This is a genomic window from Bifidobacterium xylocopae (genome assembly GCF_003315615.1).
GTDB lineage: Bacteria > Actinomycetota > Actinomycetes > Actinomycetales > Bifidobacteriaceae > Bombiscardovia > Bombiscardovia xylocopae.
The window spans coordinates 70295-90737 of the sequence record NZ_PDCH01000007.1 but is presented as its reverse complement, the minus strand read 5'-3'; the positions used below and the strand labels follow the sequence as shown (position 1 = coordinate 90737).

Genomic DNA, 20443 nt, shown 5'->3' with positions numbered 1-20443 from the left:
GGCATTCGCCCCGAAGGTCATAGATCCGGCTACGCACGCCCCTTCCGACCTTCCGGTTTTGGGCGAATGCGCACGATGAGCCACTGACAGTACTGCAAATGCCGTGAGGAGTTGCCCAAAATGAGAGCTGGGACGGTGTAAAGGAGAAGGATTGAAGAAGGATGGGTGGTCTTGGGGCTTGACGGCTTCGAGGGGCGTTGGGACGAATGCAAGGGTCGGAGGATTCGGGGGATGATGGCGGAACACAACATTGCGGCATGGTCCGGCGCCATCGCGCGCACGCCTTTCGAATTGTACATACACGTTCCTTTCTGCCTTCGCCGGTGTGGGTACTGTGATTTCAACACCTATACGGCGGTGGATATGGGCGAAGGCGCCAGCCGCGGCAACTACGTCAACCTGGCCATACAGGAGATGAAGCTGGTCCGCCTGTGGCAGGAAGTCCATGGAATCGTGGAGCCCGCACTGTCGACCATCTTCCTGGGAGGGGGAACCCCGACGGTCCTGCAGGCTGACGAGCTGAACCGCCTGATCCGAGCGGCCGATGAAATCTGGGGCATAAGCCCAGGTGCCGAGATAACGACCGAAGCGAATCCCGACACCGTGGATGCGGCTTACTTGGAACGACTGGCGCAAGGCGGATTCAACAGGGTCTCCTTCGGCATGCAGTCGGCGGTGCCGGACGTGCTCGCCACCCTGGACCGAACGCACACTCCGGCGAATGTGGCAGCAGGCGTGGAAGCTGCACGTTCACTCGGATTGGAATGCAGCGTGGACCTCATTTACGGCACGCCTGGTGAAAGCCTGGACGATTGGCGAAGGAGCGTTGAAACGGCCCTTGATCTCGGTGTTGACCATATCTCCGCTTATGGGCTTGCCCTGGAACCGACCACGAAGATGGGCCGTCGGGTCGCTGAGGGGCGTCTGCCCAGTCCGGACGACGATGATGAGGCAGCGAAATACGAACTGGCCGACGACCTGTTCAGACAAGCTGGGCTGCATTGGTATGAGATCTCCAATTGGGCCAGGCTTGGGCATGAATCCCGACATAACTTGGGTTACTGGCGGAATGTGGACTGGGCTGGTATCGGGCCCGGGGCGCACTCCCACTATGCTGTCACAGCCCTAGGCGCGATCGGCGATCCAGGTGGATGCGTTCGGTCTGGACAGGCCGGGGAGGAAGACGGATACGGCGTGACGAAGAATGTCAATCGGGCGCAACAACCGGAGTCGGAGGAGGGAAACGGATGGCGGCGGACCGGCAATAGTACTGGTGGACCGGAATTGTCAATCGCCAGCCTTGAGCATTCGGTATCCGATAATGCTTGGATGCGTACTCCAGTGCGGTCGTGGGACATCAGCCATCCGCGTCAGTGGGCACATGCCCTCAACGAGGGCCGTGTGCCCTGGGCGGGGGGCGAGTGCATCGGACCCGACGAGCGAGTGGAAGAGCTGGTGATGCTTGGGCTGCGACTTCATGAAGGCCTTTCGATCAGCGGATTGGAACGCAGCATCGGGGCAGCCATAGGATATGGAAGCATGGATGGAATTATCCGTGATGGACTGGCCTGTTTGGAGGGGGACCGGCTCATTCCCACACGGCGTGGGCGCCTGCTCAACGATGATCTCATCGCCAGAGTGCTTGATGTGACGGACCAGGCCCGTAAAAGCAAGGCTGGGAAGTAACATGGCAGCGAGATGGTCCAGGAGCAGTGCCGAGTCGATCTCACGCCAGTCATGGAAGATACGTCCTGCCGGTATGAGGGGCTTGATCCCTCTGGTTTTCATCGCTGCTGGTGCTGTAAAGGGCTGTTGGGGGATGGGGCACTTGTCCCAATCATCCGTAGTCTAATATTGGACAGGTAGGGCATGATTCCTCTTACGGTCACAACCTTCGTGGGGGGAAGGTCCAAAAGCATGCAAGGATAAGGACGTAACGGACTTGGAGGCGGTGTGATGTCGAACCGTGCTGAGCGGCGGGCGCGTGCCAAAAGCGCGCGCAAGGGGCAGGAGAACAGGTACTCGCGTGGGGCGGTGAAGAGCCGGCGTGGTGCTTTGGACGAGATGTCCTTGCAGGAGAAGTCGCGTCGCTTGGCCAACGGCGAGGACGGAGAATGGAAGCCGACTGGCCACAACGGTACCGCGACGGATGCAGGGCTCGTTGACCCAAGCTTGCGTGATCCCCAATTGGTGCGCAAGCCCCGCTCGGCCAGGCAATGGTTCCGCATGTTCAGCTGGTGTCTAATCGTCCTATCGATCGTCGCCTTCCTTGTCGCCATGTGGATACCGAACATGCCGATGTGGGCGATTGCCGCGATTTGTGCTGTCTTTGCTGTCGGTGTCGTCAGCCTCTTCTTCGTGGGGGGATCCTACAAGGAGAATCCTAAGCTGGACTCCTACGGCACCGCCGTGTGATCGTTCGCCATATCCTGGATTCTTGGCATTGGGCATGGTCAGCGGGGTTGCGCTGTTTTACTGGTGCTGACCGAACATGACGGGCATGAGCATATAACCATACAACGCATAGGCAACGGCTACGTCGCCTTCCCTGTATTCACGGTTTTGGGCAGCAACCCACGGCTATGCTCCACAGGTGAGGCCAGAAGCGTGAGGGCTTGCCCAAAACAGTCCAGGCGTGTTCGGGTACGGTGGGGGTGGAGTCGCGATACCGGGGCTTGTGCATTGCGACCGGCGAGGATGGATGACCGGTGCGACGTGAATCGGGAGGAAGAGTGACCGCAGTCAGACGGGGGCCTTTACGGGCGGGCGAAAAGGTGCAGTTGACCGACCGGAAAGGCAAGAAGCTCACCATCATGCTCAAGGCAGGGGCGGTGACGCAGACCGACCGTGGCTTCCTGGCGCACGACCGGTTGATCGGGCTGAGCGAGGGTTCCGTGGTGACCACACTTTCGGCCCAGGGGCTTGCAGAGCGGAAAAGCGGAGAGCGGACGGATGGGTGTCAACCCGGCATCGATCGGTCGGTCGGTTCCGAGTCGGCTGCCCATGCAACCGATGGGCAGCGCAAGGGGGCTGGGTCTTCAGACGGTCCTGTTGTCCCTAGGGCTTCGATGACCAATGGGACCACCAGTGTCCGCGATCCGCGCAAACCTTGGAAGGAGTCGCGGGCCGTCGGCGGGTGGGCGTACGTCGTAATGCGCCCCCGCATGGCCGACTTCGTGCTTTCCATGCCACGCGGTGCACAGATCATGTATCCCAAGGACATAGCCCAGGTGCTCTCTGTCGGTGACATTAGCACGGGAATGCGGGTCCTGGAGTCAGGTGCAGGTTCGGGCGCCATGAGCCTGTCCTTGTTGGATGCGGTTGGACCGGCGGGGTCAGTGACCACCATCGAACTGCGGCCTGAATTCGCACGTGTGGCGCAGGGCAACGCAACGGTGTACTTCGGCGGTCCCCCTGCATGGTGGGACTTGCGCACCGGCGACTTCGACAGCCTGGCACCACAGTTGGCGGAAGGTTCCTACGACCGTGCGGTCCTGGACCAGCTGGACCCATGGAATCGATTGTCCGGTGTACGGCGTGCCCTCACACCGGGCGGTATCCTGACTGCTTATGTGACGACCACGACACAGCTGAGTCGGCTGGCTGAGGCCTTGCGCGAAAGTGGATCATGGACAGAGCCGGAGATCAGCGAAACGATGGAACGCGGCTGGAAAGCGGACGGTCTGGCGGTCCGCCCCCAGCACCAGATGATTGGACACACCGGATTTCTTGTTGTCAGCAGAGCCATGGCGCCAGGTTTCGCGGCCCTACGCCGACGGGAGCATGGGACCAAGGACACGCACGCCGACATCGACACCCAAGTGGCGGGCGCTAGTGGCAGTGACGGCTTGGCTGCACTGGAGTTGCGCGACATCTCCGACCGAAAGCTGCGCAAGGTCCTGCGTGACCTTGAGAGCCAGGAGGCACAGGTGGCGGCCACCGGGAATGACCGGCCGGAAAGGGATGGTGCTTTATGAGCGAGGTCGGGCATGGGGAAGGGGACGGCATGCCGGCAGGTGGCCACCTCCTGCTGATCATGCGACACGCGCAAGCCGAGCCAGGGGTTGCCGGTGGAGACCGCATGCGTCCGTTGAGCCTGCAGGGGCGCCATCAGGCTGAGCATGTGGGCCGCGGTCTGGCGCGACATGGGTGGACACCGGACCGAATCGTGTGCTCCGGGGCTACACGCACCAGACAGACCCTCGATCAGATGTTGGACTCGTTCGGCGATGGACCGAGGGTGGACTACAGGGAGGGTCTGTACTCGGATGGCACCCAAGCGCTGTTGGATGAGCTGTCGGCCTCCAGGTCCGAGGACGGGATCCTCTTGGTGGTCGCCCATGAGCCTACCGTTTCCTATTGTTCGCGCCTACTGGCGACTACTGGCAGCGACGGGGATGGACCGGGACGGCTTGGTCTGGGTATGCCGCCCGCAGCTGTCGCCTGTCTTATCAGCGAGCGCCCGTTCTCCCACTGGGGGCTGCACTCGGCCCGCCTGTGCGGGGTGTTCGGATGGCGCGATTGGCGGTGAAGCGGAACCGCCTTGGTGAAGCGGATGGTGGGCGGCAGGGAAGCGACGGATGATGGAATCGCTTCCTGTGCGACGGGATCGGTGAATCAATGCTGGAAGGCTGACAGTGGCGGGGAAGCCAGGTCAGTCCTCGGAAGCGCGGGAGTCTTGGATGCCTTCCGCCGCATCGCGGAGTCCGCCTGACCTGCGTAATAACTTACATATATTGCTTACGGGGTTGTTATCAATCGTATTGATATCGACACCCACATTCCACTGATTACCCGCGGCGGCAGGCCACTGATAGGCTGAAGACCAGTCAGCCCAGCAGGCTTGGAGGATTCATGCCACGTATCGCATCCGTCATCGGATTTCCCCGGATCGGCGCCGACCGGGAGCTTAAGAAAGCCATCGAAGGCTACTGGAAAGGCCGGCGCGAACTGGATGAGGTCCGCTCGACCGCCAGGGAGCTTCGGGAGCGTCATTGGAGGATTCAGGTCGGTCATGACATCGACCTGATCGCCAGCAACGACTTCTCCTATTACGATCGGATGCTGGACACCGCCATCCTGCTTGGTGCGATCCCCGAACGCTACCGGCGGCTCGGTCTGGACGCCGAGGACACCCTGTTCGCCATGGGACGGGGCTACCAGGGGCCCAGGGGTGATGTGACGGCGCTGCCTATGAAGAAGTGGTTCACCACCAACTACCATTATCTGGTTCCCGAAATCGAAGAGCCCGCGCAGATCCGCCTGAATTCCGAAAAGCCTTTCGAGGAGTTCACCGAGGCAAAGGCCCTGGGTCTGGTCAGCAAGCCGGTACTGATCGGCCCGTATACCTTCCTCAAGCTGGCACGGGGCCCGCAGGGAGGGGCGCTGGACTATGATGCAGGGCTGATTGACGCCGTCGCCTCGGTATATGTCGAGGTCCTCAGACGCTTCATCGGATTGGGTGCACAGTGGTTGCAATTGGATGAGCCCTATCTGGTGTTGGACAAGGATGAGGGCGACATGGCCCTGTTCAGGAGCCTGTACAGCCGGATACTGCCGGCCAGGACCAGCGCACACGGATCGCTCAAAGTGCTTCTGCAGACCTATTTCGGGCATGTGGGCGATTGTTACGAGACCTTGGCACTGCTGGGGTTCGATGGGATCGGGCTGGACCTGGTCGAAGGCCGTGAGGGGAACCTGTCCGCCCTGGAGCGATACGGGGTGTCCGAAGGTACGACGATCTTCGCCGGGGTCGTCAACGGACGCAACATCTGGCGCAACGATTACGCCGCCAGCCTTGGCTTGGTCGATGCGGTCGGTCGGATCACACCTGATGTGGCCGTATCGACCAGTTGCTCCCTCCTGCACGTACCCTTCAGCCTGGAGGGCGAGGACGGATTGGGGGAACCAGTCCGCCGTCACTTCGCCTTCGCTGTCGAAAAACTGGGGGAATTGCGTCGGATTGCCGAGTTGGCCGACCAGGATGAAGCGGGGCTGCGAGCTGACAAGGCGCTGGCCGCCAACCAATCCCTGTTCGACGGGTCGAGGGTCCGACGTGATCAGGCGGTCGTCGAGCGACTTGCCGCCCTCAGGCCGTCTGATTTCACCCGTCATCCGGCCCGGGCGGAGCGCCGGACGATACAGCGGGAGGAGCTGGGGCTACCCCTGCTGCCGACAACCACGATCGGTTCCTTCCCCCAGACAGCCCGGGTCCGTGCCGAGCGGGCGCGTTTGCGCAAGCGCGAGATCGGACAGGAGGATTACGACCGGTTCATCGCGGGAAGAATCGACAGTGTCATCGCCGAGCAGGAGCGGATCGGGCTGGATGTGCTGGTACACGGCGAATTCGAACGCAACGATATGGTTGAATATTTCGGTCAGCGCCTAAAGGGTTTCCTGTTCACCAGAAACGCTTGGGTGCAATCCTATGGGACTCGCTGCGTCAAGCCCCCGATCATCTGGGGGGATGTGTCCCGGCCTGGGCCGATGACGGTGCGGTGGTCCTCCTACGCACAGTCGAAGACCGATCGGATGGTCAAAGGAATGCTGACGGGGCCGGTCACAATCCTCAACTGGTCATGGCCCAGGGAGGACATCGGCCGCAAGGAACAGACCGAACAGCTCGCCCTTGCCATCCGTGACGAGGTCGAGGACCTGGAGGCCGCCGGCATCCGGATCATTCAGATCGACGAGGCGGCATTGCGTGAGAAACTGCCATTGCGCCGCTCCGACTGGCATCGGGCATACTTGGATTGGGCTGTTCCCGCTTTCCGGCTGGTTCATTCCGGGGTCAGGCCCGGCACGCAGATTCATACGCACATGTGTTACTCGGAGTTCAACGACATCATCCGCGACATCGATGCGATGGATGCCGATGTGATCTCGTTCGAAGCCTCACGGTCCGACCTGACCGTCCTTGACGCGATCCAGGCGGCGCATTTCGAGACCGAGGCAGGACCGGGGGTCTACGACATCCACTCACCGCGTATCCCATCCCAGGAGGAGATCGAGGAGAGGATAGGGCAGATACTGCACAAGATGGATGCCGCCAAGGTGTGGATCAACCCGGATTGCGGGCTCAAGACACGCGGCGAGGCCGAGACCTGGCCCAGTCTGGAACACATGGTGGCAGCAGCCCGGTATGTGCGAGCACGGCTTGAGGGCGCATGTTAGCCGCTTCGTCGGAAGGCTTCCGGCGCCGCTCGGGCGATGCATACCACTGGCAGCCGGGAGGTGGATGCGGGGCCGGACGTTCTGATGCCCATGTTCGTGCATATGGGGAAAGGCCGGGCGTCGGGGCGTCCACGGGCATGAAGGGAGGAAGTGGTCATGCATCGACCGATTTTCTCGTTGGAGGTGTTCCCGCCCAAGCGCAATGCCGCAGTGGGCACGATCTACGACACCTTGGATGGTATGGAGGGGCTGAAGCCCGATTTCATCTCGGTCACATACGGTACAGGCCGGCAGGCTGATCGGACGGCGACGGCCCGCATCTGCCGGACGATCCTCCAGGAATACGGCATCCCCGCAGTAGCCCACCTGACCGCCCAGTACGCGGACCGGCAGGTGGTCGATGCTGCCCTTGACATGTTCGAGCGGGCCGGTGTCACAGCCGTCCTGCCCCTGCGGGGGGATGCCATCGAAGGAAGGCGGCCCGCAGGCGTATTCAAGCATGCCAGCGACCTGATCGCATACGTGCACGCCGCCAAGCCCGACATGGCCATTTTCGCCGCCTGCTATCCCGAGACCCACCCCGAGGCGGTTTCGCCCGAGTCGGATGTGCGCTATCTGAAAGCGAAGGTCGATGCAGGTGCAGGGCACCTGATCTCCCAACTTTTTTATGACAACGCCCAGTTCCTGACCTTCCTCGACCATGCACGGGCGGCGGGGATCAATGTGCCGATAGAGGCTGGAATCATGCCCATCACGCGGGTCGGGCAAGTACGGCGTATGAGTGACACCTGCGGCTCGCGCATACCGCCGGCAGTGGAGCGAATCCTCGACAAATGGGGGAACGACGCGGAAGCCCTTCGCGAGGCCGGAATCATCTACGCCTCCGAACAAATCGCCGGTTTACTGGCGGAAGGCGTCGACGGCATCCACCTGTACTCGATGAACCAGCCTGTCGTCATCCGACGTATCTGGCGCAACATCGCACCATTGTTCGTAGGTGGGGCTGCCGCCTGATCAATCACCTGGTCCGGAACCCCACCCCTCCTCTTCCCGGGCGAGCGTATCCGAGTCGTTCACGCGTTTTGGGCGGATTCGCACACGGCAATCGGTTGGCAGCTGCGGCAGGCGTGAGATTACGCCCAAAAAAGCATGTGGCGGTGTGCGATATGGTCGTTGGGTGGGGTAAGTGGCGGATATATTTGATGGTGTGGATGAGCGGCCGGCCGTGAATCCGGGTGTCGAGGGGCGGCCAGAGGGAGCGTGCATGGTGACCGAGGTAGGCTCTGATGGTCCTGATGGGGCCGAACGGGGTATAGAGTCCGTGCGGCTGATCCGGGTCGGGCTGCGACGCTTGGGCCGGGCACGCCGGGAGCTCGGTCTTTTGGCGGGGATGGGGCTGGCGCGGGAGGACATCGAACGGATACTGAGCTGTCTGGCGCACGCATGCGACCCGGACCAAGCATTGGAATCCCTTGTCCACGTCTGCCAAGAGTGTACGGGAGCCCCCCAGGCACCGGCTGTCGAAGGCGATGCGGGAGGCACTACAGCGGGGCATGCGGGTGATGTCAACAATCAGGCTGAGCCGGGGGGGCGTGGCTTGGTTGCCGGCATGGGCGCCAAGGGCGGCAAGGCAAGAAGCGCGGCGAAGGGAATGATCCCAGGATCGGCGGATGAAGCGCCGGATGACGATGCCCCGCAGTGGATCCACCAGCCCCACGCTCTCGATGGGTTGGTCCGTATCCTCGGATCATCGCGGGTCATGGGACGCATGATGCAGAATCGTCCCGGCCTGCTTGCGGCTGCGCTCGGCGGTCCGGAACCGGACGGTCGGGGCCAGGCTGGGGGTAGCCAGACACTGCTGGATGCGGTGAAGGCCGCGGTCGGCGAAGGCAGGAAAGTGGGCTACGCCCAGGCTGTGGCCGCCCTGAGGGCGGGCTACTACCGCCGGTTGGCCGCCATCATGGCAAGGGACCTGACCTCCTCCGACCCGGTCCAGGATCAGCCCGCCATCAGCCTTGCCTTGTCCGACCTGGCGTCCCAGGCCCTTGAAGCGGCACTGGCGATCGCCTGCCGGAAGGTCCCCGGCTCCCAGGACTGTCGGTTCGCGGTGATCGGCATGGGCAAACTCGGAGCCCGTGAACTCAACTATGTCTCGGATGTGGACCTGGTCTACGTGGTCGAACCCGCCGATGAGAGGAGCACGGGGGAGGGCAGCGACCTGGTGGAGGTGGGCAGCGCGATAGCGGCCAACCTCCAGCGTATCTGCCAGTCCATCATCCCTGACGTCACTGAACCCCCGCTGTGGAAGGTGGACACCGCCCTGCGTCCGGAAGGCAAGGACGGCCCCTTGGTGCGTACGCTCGCCTCATACCGCGGATACTATGAATCCTGGGCGCAGAACTGGGAATTCCAGGCTCTGCTCAAGGCCCGACCCGTAGCCGGTGACCGAGAGCTGGGCCACCGCTACCAGGCCATGTGCGACGGGTTCGTCTGGTCCGCCTCCCAGCGCCCCAACTTCGTCTACGACTGTCAGCAGATGCGAGAGCGGGTGGAGACCTTCATCCCAGCCAAGCTCCGTGACCGCGAGATCAAGCTGGGGGCCGGCGGCCTGCGCGATGTGGAGTTCACGGTCCAGATGCTCCAGCTGGTCCACGGACGTACCGACCCTGCACTGCGCGTCCGCCCGACCCTGGATGCCCTTAAGGCCTTGGCCCTCGGCGGGTACATCTCCTCGGACCACGCCCGTCGCCTGGCAGCGGACTACCGGTTCGAACGGGTCATCGAACACCGTCAGCAGATGTGGATGCTCAAGCGCACCCACCTGTTCCCCGATCTGGGCGCCCACAACGAAGGCGGGCTGCAATCACGGCGCAAGCTCACTCTGGAGGACCTGGAATCCAATGACGACCTCTACAGGCTGGCCCGGGCCTTCCGCCTCCATCCGGAAGAGCTGGTCGACCGCTACGACCGCGCACGACGGGAGGTGCGCCGCCTCCATCTGGCCATCTATTTCCGTCCCATGCTGCCGATCGAAGCCCAGCTGGAAGACGATGAGGTGAGTCTGAAACCCGATGCCGCACGGGAGCGATTCGCCTCGATAGGGTTCGCCGATCCGGACGCAGCGGTGCGTCACGTACAGGCACTGACCAAGGGGCTGACACGGTCCGCCAAGATCAACCGCATACTCCTGCCCGCTGTCTTCGCCTGGCTGGGCAACGGGCAGGACCCGGACATGGGGCTCCTGGGTTGGCGCACGCTGGAGGAGCGGTTCGGCACCAAGAGCGCCTACCTGGGTTTCCTGCGCGATTCCTCGTCAGCTGCCCGGCGCCTGTGCCATGTGTTGGCGAACTCCCGCTATCTGTCGGCGGCCCTGTGCAAGTCCGTCGAGTCGGTCACCTGGCTTGGCGACGACCGGCTCCTGAAGCCCCGCGGCATGGCATCCCTGACAGTCTCGTGCGACTCCTACCGGCAGCGACACGTCGACGATATGTCGGGATTCGCCGATGCCATTCGCGCCATGCGACGCCGAGAGATCGAACGGATCGGGCTGGGTCGCCTCAACTGGGTGAGCGACGAGGATGCCTGCCTGCGCGGCATGAGCGACGTCCACGACGCGATGATCCAGTCTGCCCTCGACTGGTCACTGGCGGCCCAGACCAGGCAGCAAGGCGGGGGCCGGGCGCTCGCAAGCATGTGCGTGATCGCCATGGGCAGATATGGTGGTCGTGAGGTCAATTTCAGTTCAGACGCTGATGCGATCCTGATCTACGAGCCGGCGGCCGGGGTCGATGACGCCGACGCCGCCTCCTTCGCCCGTGGGGCAACGGACAAGTTGAGAACGATCCTGGGATCGATGAGCCTAAGTGTGGAGCCCAAGGTAGACCTTGACCTCGCCTTGCGTCCCGAAGGCAAGAACGGACCGCTCGTGCGCTCGCTCGAATCGTGCCGCCGATACTACCGACAGTGGTCCGGTGTCTGGGAGCATCAGGCCTTGTTGCGCGCCCGCCTGGCGGCCGGCGACCCGGGGTTGGGACGGCGCTTCCTGAATGAGGTCGCCGACTCCCTGCGCTATCCGGCGGTGCCCCCAGACTCGGGGCAGCTGGCGCAGGTTCGCAAGCTCAAGGCACGGATGGAGGCCGAACGCCTACCGAGGGGGGTACGCCGTGACCGTCATCTGAAGCTGGGTGCGGGTGGTCTGTCGGATGTGGAGTGGACGGTACAGCTCCTCCAGCTGGAGTACGCCGGACACTGCCCACAACTGCGCACCACCTCCACGCTAGGGGCTCTGCATGCGCTCAAGGACCTGGATCTGATCTCCTCAAAGGACGCCAAGGCGCTTGAGACGGGCTGGCGCCTGTGCACCGGCGCCCGTAACGGCTCCTACCTGTGGTCCGGGCGGGCCAACCAGGCCGACATCCTGCCAGACGACACCTATACCCTGGGTGCGATGGCCGTATACCAGGGTTATCCGGCCCATCGAGGCTCCGACTTCGCCAACGAACTGCTGGGCGCCATGCGCCGTTCGCGCGAAGTCATGGCCCGTCTCTTCTATGGATTGTGAATACTCATTCCCACGCGTTCGGCATTGGTCGCGCAGGCGGCGTATCGTTATACAGGTCACGCAGGGTGACCACCTTCCATGGAAAGGTGCGCCGTTGTCTGAGCAACAGCAAGGCCCGATTTACGGGCGGCATGATTCCCCATCATTCTCATCTTCCTCTTCGAATACCAGTCTGTCGGGTCACAGGCAGGACATCCGGGGTTCCAGCCTGGTGACGCTGGACGAACTGGACACCTGGTGGATCCGGGAATTGATCCACCGAGCGGCGTACATCGACGCCCACCGTGCTCGCGTGGCCGGGACCTGCAAGGGAAAGGTCCTGGCCACGCTTTTTTATGAGCCTTCGACCCGAACCCGTCTGAGTTTCGAGACAGCCATGCTCCGCCTTGGCGGGCAAGTGGTCGGATTCGCCGGTTCCCAGCTGTCCTCGGTCTCCAAGGGGGAGTCGATAGCCGATACCTTGTGTGTCGTGTCATCTTATGCGGACATCATCGCCATCCGCCACCCCAAGGAGGGTGCCGCGCTGGTCGCAGCACGGTCAGCCGACGTGCCGGTCATCAACGCTGGTGACGGCGGACATCTCCACCCGACACAGACCCTGGCCGATCTGGCCACCCTCCAGGCGCGCCTCGGAAGGATCGACCATTTGACGATCGGCCTGTGCGGCGACCTGACCTTCGGGCGTACGGTGCATTCCCTGATAGAGACGCTGACCCGCTTCGGCAATGTGCGGTTCGTACTCGTCTCGCCCCCCGAGCTGACCTGCCCCAGGTACGTGCTTGACCGGATCGACGCCTCGCGCACGTGTTCATTCCAGGAAACCGGTGACCTTGAGGCCGTCATCGGCGACCTGGACGCCCTCTATATGACCCGGGTGCAGAAGGAGCGTTTCTTCAACGAGGACGACTATCTGCGCCTGCGAGACAGCTACATCCTCACCGAGGACAAGCTGCGCCTCGCCAAGCGGGACATGGCCGTTCTGCACCCGCTGCCCAGGGTCAATGAAATCGCCGTTGAAGTCGACCGCGATCCGCGCGCCGCCTACTTCCAGCAGGTCAAGGAGGGGATGCTCATGCGCATGGCACTGGAAGCCGCCCTCTTGGGCGACGAACTGCCAGGATACGAACCCGGTGAGGAGGTGGCGGCCTGATGGAGGTCACCAGCATCAACCAAGGCGTCATCATCGACCATGTGCCCGCCGGCCGCGCCCTGACTGTCCTGCACTACCTGGGTCTGGACCCCTCCCGTACCCGGCTGGCCCTCATCATGAACGCCCCCAGCCGGCGTTTCGGAGCCAAGGACATCATCAAGATCGAGGGGGAACCTGAACTACGGCTCGATGCCCTGGGCTTCGTAGCCCCACAGGCCAGCATCAACCGCGTCGAGGGGGGACGGATCGTCGACAAGCGGCGCCCGGTCAGACCGGAAAGCCTTACCGGTGTCATTGCATGTACAAACCCCCGCTGCGTCACTACGGTCGAGCGCGGACTGCCCCAATCCTTCCACCTGGATCATACCGGAGCGGACGGGGTCTACCGCTGCGACTACTGCGATGAGAAAGCCGAGGTCTGAATGCACGTCGAAGAGCCGGGCCCAGGCCCCTGCATCCTCCTGCGCGGTCTGACCGCGTGGAACGATGGTCGTACCCTCGACCTCCTACTGCCCTGGCCGGACCCGCGGTGTCTTGTCGGCCGCTCCGATGACCTCGGCGTCTGGTTGCACCTGGCCGCTTCCGTGGCGGGGGGAATCCTGGAGGCAGACATGGCCGGCGCCGTTCTGGCACCGGCTTTGACCGACCCCCATGTCCACTTCCGTGACCCTGGGCACACCGACAAGGAGGATATGATCTCCGGAAGCTCCGCGGCCGCGGCCGGCGGCTATGGGACCGTCCTCATCATGCCCAACACGCAGCCCGCCATGGACGGCCCTGCGGTCGTCGACCGTCTCCAAGGCTATGAACGAACCCTCGGACGTCCCCTCCCGGTGCATTACCGGCTGTGCGTGGCCGCGTCGAAGGGGCGGTCGGGGCGGTATCCCAATCCGCCAGGATCCTGGCGGCCCTACCTCCCCGGCGGATCGAGAACACGCCTCGACGAGGCTGCAGCCAGCCACCCGGTCGTGGCCTTGAGCGATGACGGTGCCGCGGTGACCGATGGCATAGCGCATACTGTGGCGGGATGGGCCAAGGAGTACGGAATCCCACTGCTGGACCACTGCGAGCATCATGATTCCGGTGTCATCAACCAGGGGCCTGTCGCCGCGCGGCTGGGACTGCCGGGGGTGCCGGCATCGACCGAAGCACGGATCGTGGAACGCGACATCGACCTCGCCCGCGACACCGGTGCGCACATCCATCTGCAGCATGTGTCCACAGCCGCAGCTTTCGCCGCCATACGCCGAGCCAAGGCACAGGGGCTGCCGATCACCTGCGAGACCGCGCCACACTACCTGGCCCTCTCTGATGATGATCTGCCCCGGCTCGGTGCCATGGGCAAGATGAACCCGCCCTTGCGCTCTCGGGCTGATAGGCGTTCCTGCCTGGAGGCGGTGGCCGACGGAACCGTCGACATGATCGCCACCGACCACGCCCCCCATACCAAGGCAGAGAAGGCCCGGGGTCTCGGTCAGGCCCCGAACGGGGTCATCGGTCTGGAAACCGCCTATGGGGTCTGCCGCACGTCCCTGGTCGGTGGTGGATGGATAGACGACAGTCGGCTGATTGAGCTGATGAGTGCGGCACCAGCCCGTCTGATGGGCCTGGAGGTCACGGACCTGGACGCCCTGATGGACGAGGCGGATGGATGGACGGCGGGCACCAGCCGCAGGCCGCTGATCGACCTGACGGCAGGGGATCAGGCCGGAACCGACCTGGTCGTCCTGGCGCCGGACGCGACCTGGCGGGTGGATGCGGACCGCTTTGTGTCGAAGGCCCGCAACTCACCTTTCGACGGCATGGAATTGACCGGTAGGCCACTGATGACGGTCGTTGACGGCCGACCCGTCCATTCGGCCATAGCCCCCCGATCGTTCAGGCCCGCAAGGAAGATGGATAGGTCCGACATGGAAGGGAGGCGGTGATGGATCGTTTGGTGGAGGCTATAGCGGAAAAGGGCGGCAATCCCAGCTTGGTGGGCCTGGACCCCAAACCGGCCCTCCTGCCGACGCAGTTGATCCGGCAGGCTGTCGAGGAGACCGACCGGCTCGTGGAAGGCCAGAGCGAGGCTTGCGCGAAGGCAGGCGCGAACGGACGGGACGACATCTGGCTCGACAGGTTGGCGCAAGCATACCTGCGTTTCAACCTGGCCGTGCTGGATGGGGTGGCCGACGTGGTCCCGGCGGTCAAACCGCAGATAGCCATGTACGAAGCCCTGGGGCTGCCAGGCATCCGGGCCTACATGGCCACCTGCCGGGCGGCAGGCGAGCGTGGCCTCTTCGTGATCGGCGATGTCAAACGTGGCGACATCGGTTCGACCGCGGATGCCTATGCCTCCCACCTATCCGGGCCGCCCCTGACCTACCGGCAGGCGGTCCAAGGTCTGGACGGTCATGGGGACGCGGAACCGCCTGGGGCGTCCGGGGCGGCCGTCGGTTCCCCCTGGATGGAGGATGCCATCACCGTCAACCCATACCTGGGTTCGGACGGCATAGAGCCCTTCGTCCGGGCCGCCGGAGCCAGCAAGAAGGACCTGTTCGTCCTGGTGCGCACCTCCAACCCTTCGTCCGATCAGATCCAGGAGTTGCCAGTGGTCCATGGCCCCGGTCAGGGTGAGCGGCTCTATCAGAGGATCGGCGACCTGGTACAGGATTGGGGAAGCGGGGAAATCGGTACTTCCGGTTACTCACGGGTCGGTGCCGTCGCCGGCGCCACACATCCCCGCGCCGGCGCGGAGCTACACCAAAGAATGCCCCACACCTTCTTCCTTGTCCCCGGTTTCGGTGCCCAGGGAGGTAATGCGAAAGATGTGGCACCCATGTTCGATGCCCATGGTTGCGGGGCGATCGTCAACTCTTCCCGCGGTATCATCGCCGCCTGGAGGAAGGAGTCCGGTTACCGACCCGACCTGAGCGTGAATGCCACGCTCGGTGTGGTCTCCACCGGAGCCCGACGGTCGGCGGTACTCATGAAGCAGCAACTGCTCGATGTCTTGAAGGAGGATCGGTGAGTCACATCGAAAGTGAATTCAGGCCTATACAGCGAACGCCGGCACCAGAGGTCGGGGTCCGTCATCTGCCAGGTCGCCGTACAGGCCATGTGAGTGCCCAGCGCAGTCTGGCCCAGGGCGTCTACATGCTGACCATCCGGGATGCCCCAGTGGCCCGGAACGCACGCCCAGGTCAGTTCGTCAACCTTTACCCGAACGATCGAACGGCCATGCTACCGCGCCCCTTCGGCATCGCAGGAGTACATGGCGATGAATTCGACCTCATCTACCAGCGTGTTGGTGCCGGGACTAGGGCTTTCGCGCGTCTGTCCGCCGGCGACCCCATCGACCTGGTGGGACCACTCGGCAGGCCTTACGATCTGACCGCTGCAGGCGACTACCTGCTGATCGGGGGAGGACTGGGGGTGCCGCCCCTGATATCAGCCGCCCAAGGCTTGGCCGGCCGGGGGGACGTGCGTGCAATCGCCTTGTTCGGTTATCGGGATGCCCGCTTCGCGGACGGGCTGGTGGGTCGCTTCGCCGATCGTACGCTGAGTGTGTCGGCTTGCGAGGGCAACGTCATAACCCTCCTCGATCGGATCGAGCCCGAGCTGGAAGTCGAGGCCACCACCATCCTCTCCTGCGGTCCTATACCGATGATGCGGGCCGTGGCAGCCTGGGCCGGTCGACGGTCCATACGATCCCAGTTCAGTCTGGAGGAACGGATGGGGTGCGGCTATGGGGCTTGCCTGGCATGCGTGGTGGACACCACGGACGGCAGACTCAGGGTCTGCAAGGACGGACCGGTCTTTGCCGGCGGGCGACTGGAATGGGAGACGGCCCGATGAATGCTCAAACATTCGACCCCTTCGAACCATACGATTACCGGCACGGCAGCGTGGTGGCCGGACTGCGGTGGAAGAATCCGGTGGGCACTGCCTCCGGCACCTTCAAGCTGGATGCCTGCGGTGAATACTATGACGTAAGCCAACTCGGCGCAATCTCCACCAAGGGCGTCTCGCCCGTCCCCTGGGAGGGCAACCCTACACCGCGTACCGCCGAATCGCCTTCGGGCATGGTCAACGCCGTAGGCTTACAGAACCCGGGGGTCGATCACTACCTGCTTGACGAACTGCCCAAGCTCAAGGCACTGGATGCCTTGGTCGTGACCAACGTCGCCGGTCACAGCGACGAGGACTACGCCCAGGTGGTCGCCAAGCTGGCGCAATCGGAAGCGGACATGCTGGAGATCAACGTGTCCTGCCCCAACGTGACCCACGGGGGCATGTCCGTGGGCACCGACCCGATCGCCCTGGAACGGCTCGTCCGCCGTCTGCGCGGCATGACGGACAAACCCATGATCGTCAAGCTCACCCCAAACGTGACCGACATAGCGGAGACCGCCCGGGCCGCGGCGGACGGCGGCGCCGACGCCCTGAGTCTGATCAACACCCTGGTCGGCATGAGGCTTGACACCAGGACAGGCCGACCCATCATCGCGAACGTGACCGGCGGCGTCTCTGGCCCGGCCATCCTGCCCATCGCCTTGGCCTGCGTATGGAAGGTGAGGCGGGCGCTGCCGGACATGCCGATCATCGGCATCGGAGGCATTTCCAGCGGACGCGACGCGCTGGAGTTCCTCTATGCGGGCGCCAACGCTGTCGAGGTGGGTGCCGCGGCGCTGGTCGATCCGCAAGCACCGGTCAGGGTTGCGCACGAACTGGAGGAGTTATTGGACCGGCGGCCCCGATTGGCCGACGCATTGGAGAAAGGACAGGCATGGCAGCAGTAGGGAACACAGAAGACAAGCTAGGGGACATGGGGAACATGAGCGGGGGGCTGGCCCGGGCCTTCACCCGCTTCCTCCTGGCTTCGGGGGCCTTGCGTTTTGGGGATTTCACCCTTAAATCAGGCCGGCGCTCGCCCTATTTCATCAATGCCGGCGCCTTCAAGGACGGCAGGCAGATCGCCCTGCTGGGCGAATTCTACGCCCGTCGAATCCTGCAGGGCATGCGGGAGGGGCAGCTTCCCGAGGACGTGGACACGGTCTTCGGCCCAGCCTACAAGGGTATTCCCCTGGCTGTTTCCACTGCCATCGCCCTGAGCTCGGCCCATGGCAGGGACCTGGGCTACACCTTCGACCGCAAGGAGGTCAAGGACCATGGCGACGGCGGCCTCTTTGTGGGCAGCCAGCTCAAGGACGGCATGAAGGTCCTGTTGGTGGACGACGTGATGACTGCGGGCACTGCCGTGCGCGAGTGTGTGCCCAAGCTCAAGGCTGCGGCCGATGTGCGGATCGTCGGCCTTGTGCTGAGTGTGGACCGGATGGAGGTGGCCGATGGTACGGGCCGTTCCGCCGTCGAAGCCGTCATGGCCGAGTTCGGCTTCCCTGTGTTGTCGATCGCCGACATCGGTCAGGTCTTCCGAGCGGCCGAATCGCTGCGCGACGAGCAGGGGAGGCCGGTCATGGACGATTCGCTCAAGGATCGGGCCGATGCCTACTTGCAACGGTACGGCGCCTAGGGATCGGCCCCGGTGCCAAGATCGGCCGGAAGGCTTACTGCGGCTATCATCGTCCGTAGGGGTTTGTGATTCGACGACCGACGGCCGCCTGGCCGTCAGATGGGATCGGGTATGACCGGGACGAGTGGGACCGAAAAGGCGGAAGACCGGTGCGGGAAGGGGACTAAGGTCACGAAGGCGCATTCCGGACGTTCCTTGCTGCAGGTCATGGTCGGTGCACTTGTCGTGCTGACCTTGGTTGTTGTCGGCGTGGTGGCCGCGCACATGTCCGGCTTCCACAGAGGCCCGGATACGAATGCCGGTCGGCAGGGTTCAGCGGTGCCCGTCGGCAACGAGGCCCGTGTTGCCCTGCAGGCCGTGCCCGTCAAACCCTCCAAGGCCGATGCCCAGGGAGGCATCGTCGTTGGACAGCAGGGCGTGGGCAAGCTCCGGGGCACGGTCCCCACCATCGACATCTACATGGATTTCCTGTGTCCGCCCTGTGGAAACCTCCATCGGACCCTGGATACAAGCCTGTTCTCCATGGTGAAGGCGGGACAGATCAACTTGGGCATACATTTCATGGACTTCCTCGACAGGGTCAGGAGCGATGAATATTCAACCAGGGCAGCTTCGGCCGCCACGACGGTAGCCCAGGAGGACCCCGACCATTTCCTGGAAGTAGTGGCCTCGTTCTATCAGAGCGATTTCCAACCCGAGGAAAAAAGGGACGGCGAAGTGAGTGACAGCCGGCTCGCTGAACGGATGGTGAGCCTGGGCGTGCCCCAGACTGTCGCCAGACGCGCGGCCGGCGGAGAATACAAGGAATGGGTCAGGAAGGTCAATGCCTACACGTTGACCCGGTCGGAACTGCGCAATCCAGATGGCGACAACAAGGGGAGGATGACCACACCAACGGTGACTGTGAATGGCCATTTCCTGCGAATCAGCCACATCAAGCCCGGGCCGGATGCCGCCCGGACAGCCCTTTGCCGGGCGATCGGCCTGGATCCTGGCCAGGTGGGTAAGGCCGACGAACTGCCGTCCATCGGAGGCGGGGGGAAGCCCTTCGACATCTGAGTCCGAAGCTGCCGGCCGGACAGACGCCTCCAGTGGCAGTTTCCTACTGATTGATCTCAGTCGATCAGGTCGAAACCGTGATGGGCGATGACCTCGCGCAGCTTGCCCAGATAGAGGTGGGCCGCCTGTGATGGCTTGGAACGCTCGTTGTTGATCCAGCCCAGCAGCATGGTCTCATCGCTGACCAGCGGTATGGTCGTGATTTTTTCAGTGTTCAGATCTTCGTTGTCGATGCCCGTGCAGACCGTATAGGCGTTGAGCCCGACAATGAAATTGAGCATGGTGGCCCGGTCCGAGACGGTGATCTGCTGCGGGGAGTAGTCAGGCCATACTGGCTCCTCGGCGAAGTAGAAGGAGCCCTCGTCACCCTGCTCGTACTGAAGGAAGGGGTAGGGCTCCAGGTCGTCCATGGTCAGCTCGGCCCGCCCGGCAAGCGGGTTGCCGCGGGAGATGAACACATGCGGTCGGCAGCTGAAGAGCGGGTGAAAGACCAGGTGCTTCTCCCTAAGGAGCTTGGATATGATTTTCCCGTTGAACCCCGACTGGTAGATGATGCCGATCTCGGAGCGAAGCGTGGCCACCTGGTCGATGATGTCCCTGGTACGGGTCTCGCGGAGGGTGAACTCGTACTCATCCGCTTCAATTGAGTTGATCATCTCCACAAAGGCTTCGACCGCGAACATGTAATGCTGGGTGGTGACCCGGCACAGCTGCTTGCGAGGCTTGGTCTGCCGGTAGCGCTGCTCCAGAAGCCCAACCTGGTCGAGCACCTGACGGGCGTATGTCAGGAATTCCGTACCGTCCACTGTCAGTGAGATGCCCTGTGAGTGGCGGGTGAAGATTTCTATGCCCAGCTCGCGCTCCAACTCCTTGACAGATGAGGACAGGGCCGGTTGGGAGACATATAGTTCGTGGGAGGCTTCATTCATGGATCCGCACTCCACGATCTTGACGATGTATTTGAGCTGGAGTAGGGTCATGGCCC

Annotated in this window: 16 protein-coding genes; 15 read left to right on the top strand and 1 reads right to left on the bottom strand. The window is 63.3% G+C overall.

Features of this window, described 5'->3' with window-relative positions; genetic code table 11:
- Nucleotides 1-234 precede the first annotated feature (234 nt).
- From hemW to CRD59_RS04650, 15 genes are all read left to right on the top strand, one after another.
- Nucleotides 235-1686: a radical SAM family heme chaperone HemW gene (hemW, locus tag CRD59_RS04720; RefSeq protein ID WP_113853551.1), complete on the top strand. Its 1452-nt coding sequence runs from the start codon at nt 235-237 to the stop codon at nt 1684-1686.
- Nucleotides 1687-1956: 270 nt separating this feature from the next.
- Entirely contained in the window at nt 1957-2415 is a 459-nt protein-coding gene (locus CRD59_RS04715; RefSeq protein WP_113853534.1) for a tripartite tricarboxylate transporter TctB family protein, read from the top strand.
- Between the two features lie 317 nt (nt 2416-2732).
- Nucleotides 2733-3977, top strand: a complete 1245-nt coding sequence (locus CRD59_RS04710; protein ID WP_269088370.1) for a tRNA (adenine-N1)-methyltransferase — start codon at nt 2733-2735, stop codon at nt 3975-3977.
- A complete protein-coding gene (locus tag CRD59_RS04705; RefSeq protein WP_113853532.1) occupies nt 3974-4531 on the top strand; it encodes a SixA phosphatase family protein in 558 nt (185 codons plus the stop codon). Before CRD59_RS04710 ends, CRD59_RS04705 begins: the two co-directional genes overlap by 4 nt.
- A 323-nt stretch (nt 4532-4854) precedes the next feature.
- Nucleotides 4855-7173, top strand: coding sequence for a 5-methyltetrahydropteroyltriglutamate--homocysteine S-methyltransferase (gene metE / locus CRD59_RS04700; RefSeq protein WP_113853531.1), 2319 nt, complete (start codon nt 4855-4857; stop codon nt 7171-7173).
- Nucleotides 7174-7329: 156 nt separating this feature from the next.
- The gene (metF, locus tag CRD59_RS04695; RefSeq protein WP_113853530.1) at nt 7330-8187 is read left to right on the top strand and encodes a methylenetetrahydrofolate reductase [NAD(P)H]; all 858 of its coding nucleotides are present in this window, start codon (nt 7330-7332) and stop codon (nt 8185-8187) included.
- Between the two features lie 250 nt (nt 8188-8437).
- Nucleotides 8438-11734, top strand: a complete 3297-nt coding sequence (locus tag CRD59_RS04690; RefSeq protein WP_113853529.1) for a bifunctional [glutamine synthetase] adenylyltransferase/[glutamine synthetase]-adenylyl-L-tyrosine phosphorylase — start codon at nt 8438-8440, stop codon at nt 11732-11734.
- Nucleotides 11735-11927: 193 nt separating this feature from the next.
- On the top strand, nt 11928-12884 hold the full coding sequence (pyrB, locus tag CRD59_RS04685; RefSeq protein WP_201736553.1) for an aspartate carbamoyltransferase: 957 nt from the start codon (nt 11928-11930) through the stop codon (nt 12882-12884).
- Complete coding sequence (locus CRD59_RS04680; protein ID WP_113853527.1) at nt 12884-13306, top strand: aspartate carbamoyltransferase regulatory subunit; 423 nt, start codon at nt 12884-12886, stop codon at nt 13304-13306. The genes pyrB and CRD59_RS04680 overlap by 1 nt, the downstream gene beginning before the upstream one ends.
- Nucleotides 13307-14812, top strand: coding sequence for a dihydroorotase (locus tag CRD59_RS04675; protein WP_113853526.1), 1506 nt, complete (start codon nt 13307-13309; stop codon nt 14810-14812).
- Nucleotides 14812-15897, top strand: a complete 1086-nt coding sequence (gene pyrF, locus CRD59_RS04670; RefSeq protein ID WP_113853525.1) for an orotidine-5'-phosphate decarboxylase — start codon at nt 14812-14814, stop codon at nt 15895-15897. Before CRD59_RS04675 ends, pyrF begins: the two co-directional genes overlap by 1 nt.
- Nucleotides 15898-15923: 26 nt before the next feature.
- Nucleotides 15924-16724, top strand: a complete 801-nt coding sequence (locus CRD59_RS04665; protein WP_407923111.1) for a dihydroorotate dehydrogenase electron transfer subunit — start codon at nt 15924-15926, stop codon at nt 16722-16724.
- Entirely contained in the window at nt 16721-17668 is a 948-nt protein-coding gene (locus tag CRD59_RS04660) for a dihydroorotate dehydrogenase (protein WP_236632723.1), read from the top strand. The genes CRD59_RS04665 and CRD59_RS04660 overlap by 4 nt, the downstream gene beginning before the upstream one ends.
- A 35-nt stretch (nt 17669-17703) precedes the next feature.
- Nucleotides 17704-18399, top strand: a complete 696-nt coding sequence (gene pyrE / locus CRD59_RS04655; protein WP_113853549.1) for an orotate phosphoribosyltransferase — start codon at nt 17704-17706, stop codon at nt 18397-18399.
- Nucleotides 18400-18510: 111 nt separating this feature from the next.
- On the top strand, nt 18511-19458 hold the full coding sequence (locus CRD59_RS04650; RefSeq protein ID WP_161522280.1) for a DsbA family protein: 948 nt from the start codon (nt 18511-18513) through the stop codon (nt 19456-19458).
- 56 nt (nt 19459-19514) lie between these two features.
- Here the strand turns inward: CRD59_RS04650 and CRD59_RS04645 are convergent, their stop codons facing one another.
- Entirely contained in the window at nt 19515-20438 is a 924-nt protein-coding gene (locus CRD59_RS04645; RefSeq protein ID WP_113853522.1) for a LysR family transcriptional regulator, read from the bottom strand.
- Nucleotides 20439-20443 lie beyond the last annotated feature (5 nt).

Excerpts from the sequence above, each read along its gene's own strand:
- CRD59_RS04715 (WP_113853534.1), top strand. The coding sequence starts at position 1,957 with ATGTCGAACCGTGCTGAGCGGCGGGCGCGTGCCAAAAGCGCGCGCAAG.
- CRD59_RS04645 (WP_113853522.1), bottom strand. The coding sequence starts at position 20,438 with ATGACCCTACTCCAGCTCAAATACATCGTCAAGATCGTGGAGTGCGGA.
- CRD59_RS04680 (WP_113853527.1), top strand. The coding sequence starts at position 12,884 with ATGGAGGTCACCAGCATCAACCAAGGCGTCATCATCGACCATGTGCCC.
- pyrF (WP_113853525.1), top strand. The coding sequence starts at position 14,812 with ATGGATCGTTTGGTGGAGGCTATAGCGGAAAAGGGCGGCAATCCCAGC.
- CRD59_RS04660 (WP_236632723.1), top strand. The coding sequence starts at position 16,721 with ATGAATGCTCAAACATTCGACCCCTTCGAACCATACGATTACCGGCAC.
- metE (WP_113853531.1), top strand. The coding sequence starts at position 4,855 with ATGCCACGTATCGCATCCGTCATCGGATTTCCCCGGATCGGCGCCGAC.
- metF (WP_113853530.1), top strand. The coding sequence starts at position 7,330 with ATGCATCGACCGATTTTCTCGTTGGAGGTGTTCCCGCCCAAGCGCAAT.
- CRD59_RS04690 (WP_113853529.1), top strand. The coding sequence starts at position 8,438 with ATGGTGACCGAGGTAGGCTCTGATGGTCCTGATGGGGCCGAACGGGGT.
- pyrE (WP_113853549.1), top strand. The coding sequence starts at position 17,704 with ATGAGCGGGGGGCTGGCCCGGGCCTTCACCCGCTTCCTCCTGGCTTCG.
- CRD59_RS04705 (WP_113853532.1), top strand. The coding sequence starts at position 3,974 with ATGAGCGAGGTCGGGCATGGGGAAGGGGACGGCATGCCGGCAGGTGGC.
- CRD59_RS04675 (WP_113853526.1), top strand. The coding sequence starts at position 13,307 with ATGCACGTCGAAGAGCCGGGCCCAGGCCCCTGCATCCTCCTGCGCGGT.
- hemW (WP_113853551.1), top strand. The coding sequence starts at position 235 with ATGGCGGAACACAACATTGCGGCATGGTCCGGCGCCATCGCGCGCACG.
- CRD59_RS04650 (WP_161522280.1), top strand. The coding sequence starts at position 18,511 with ATGACCGGGACGAGTGGGACCGAAAAGGCGGAAGACCGGTGCGGGAAG.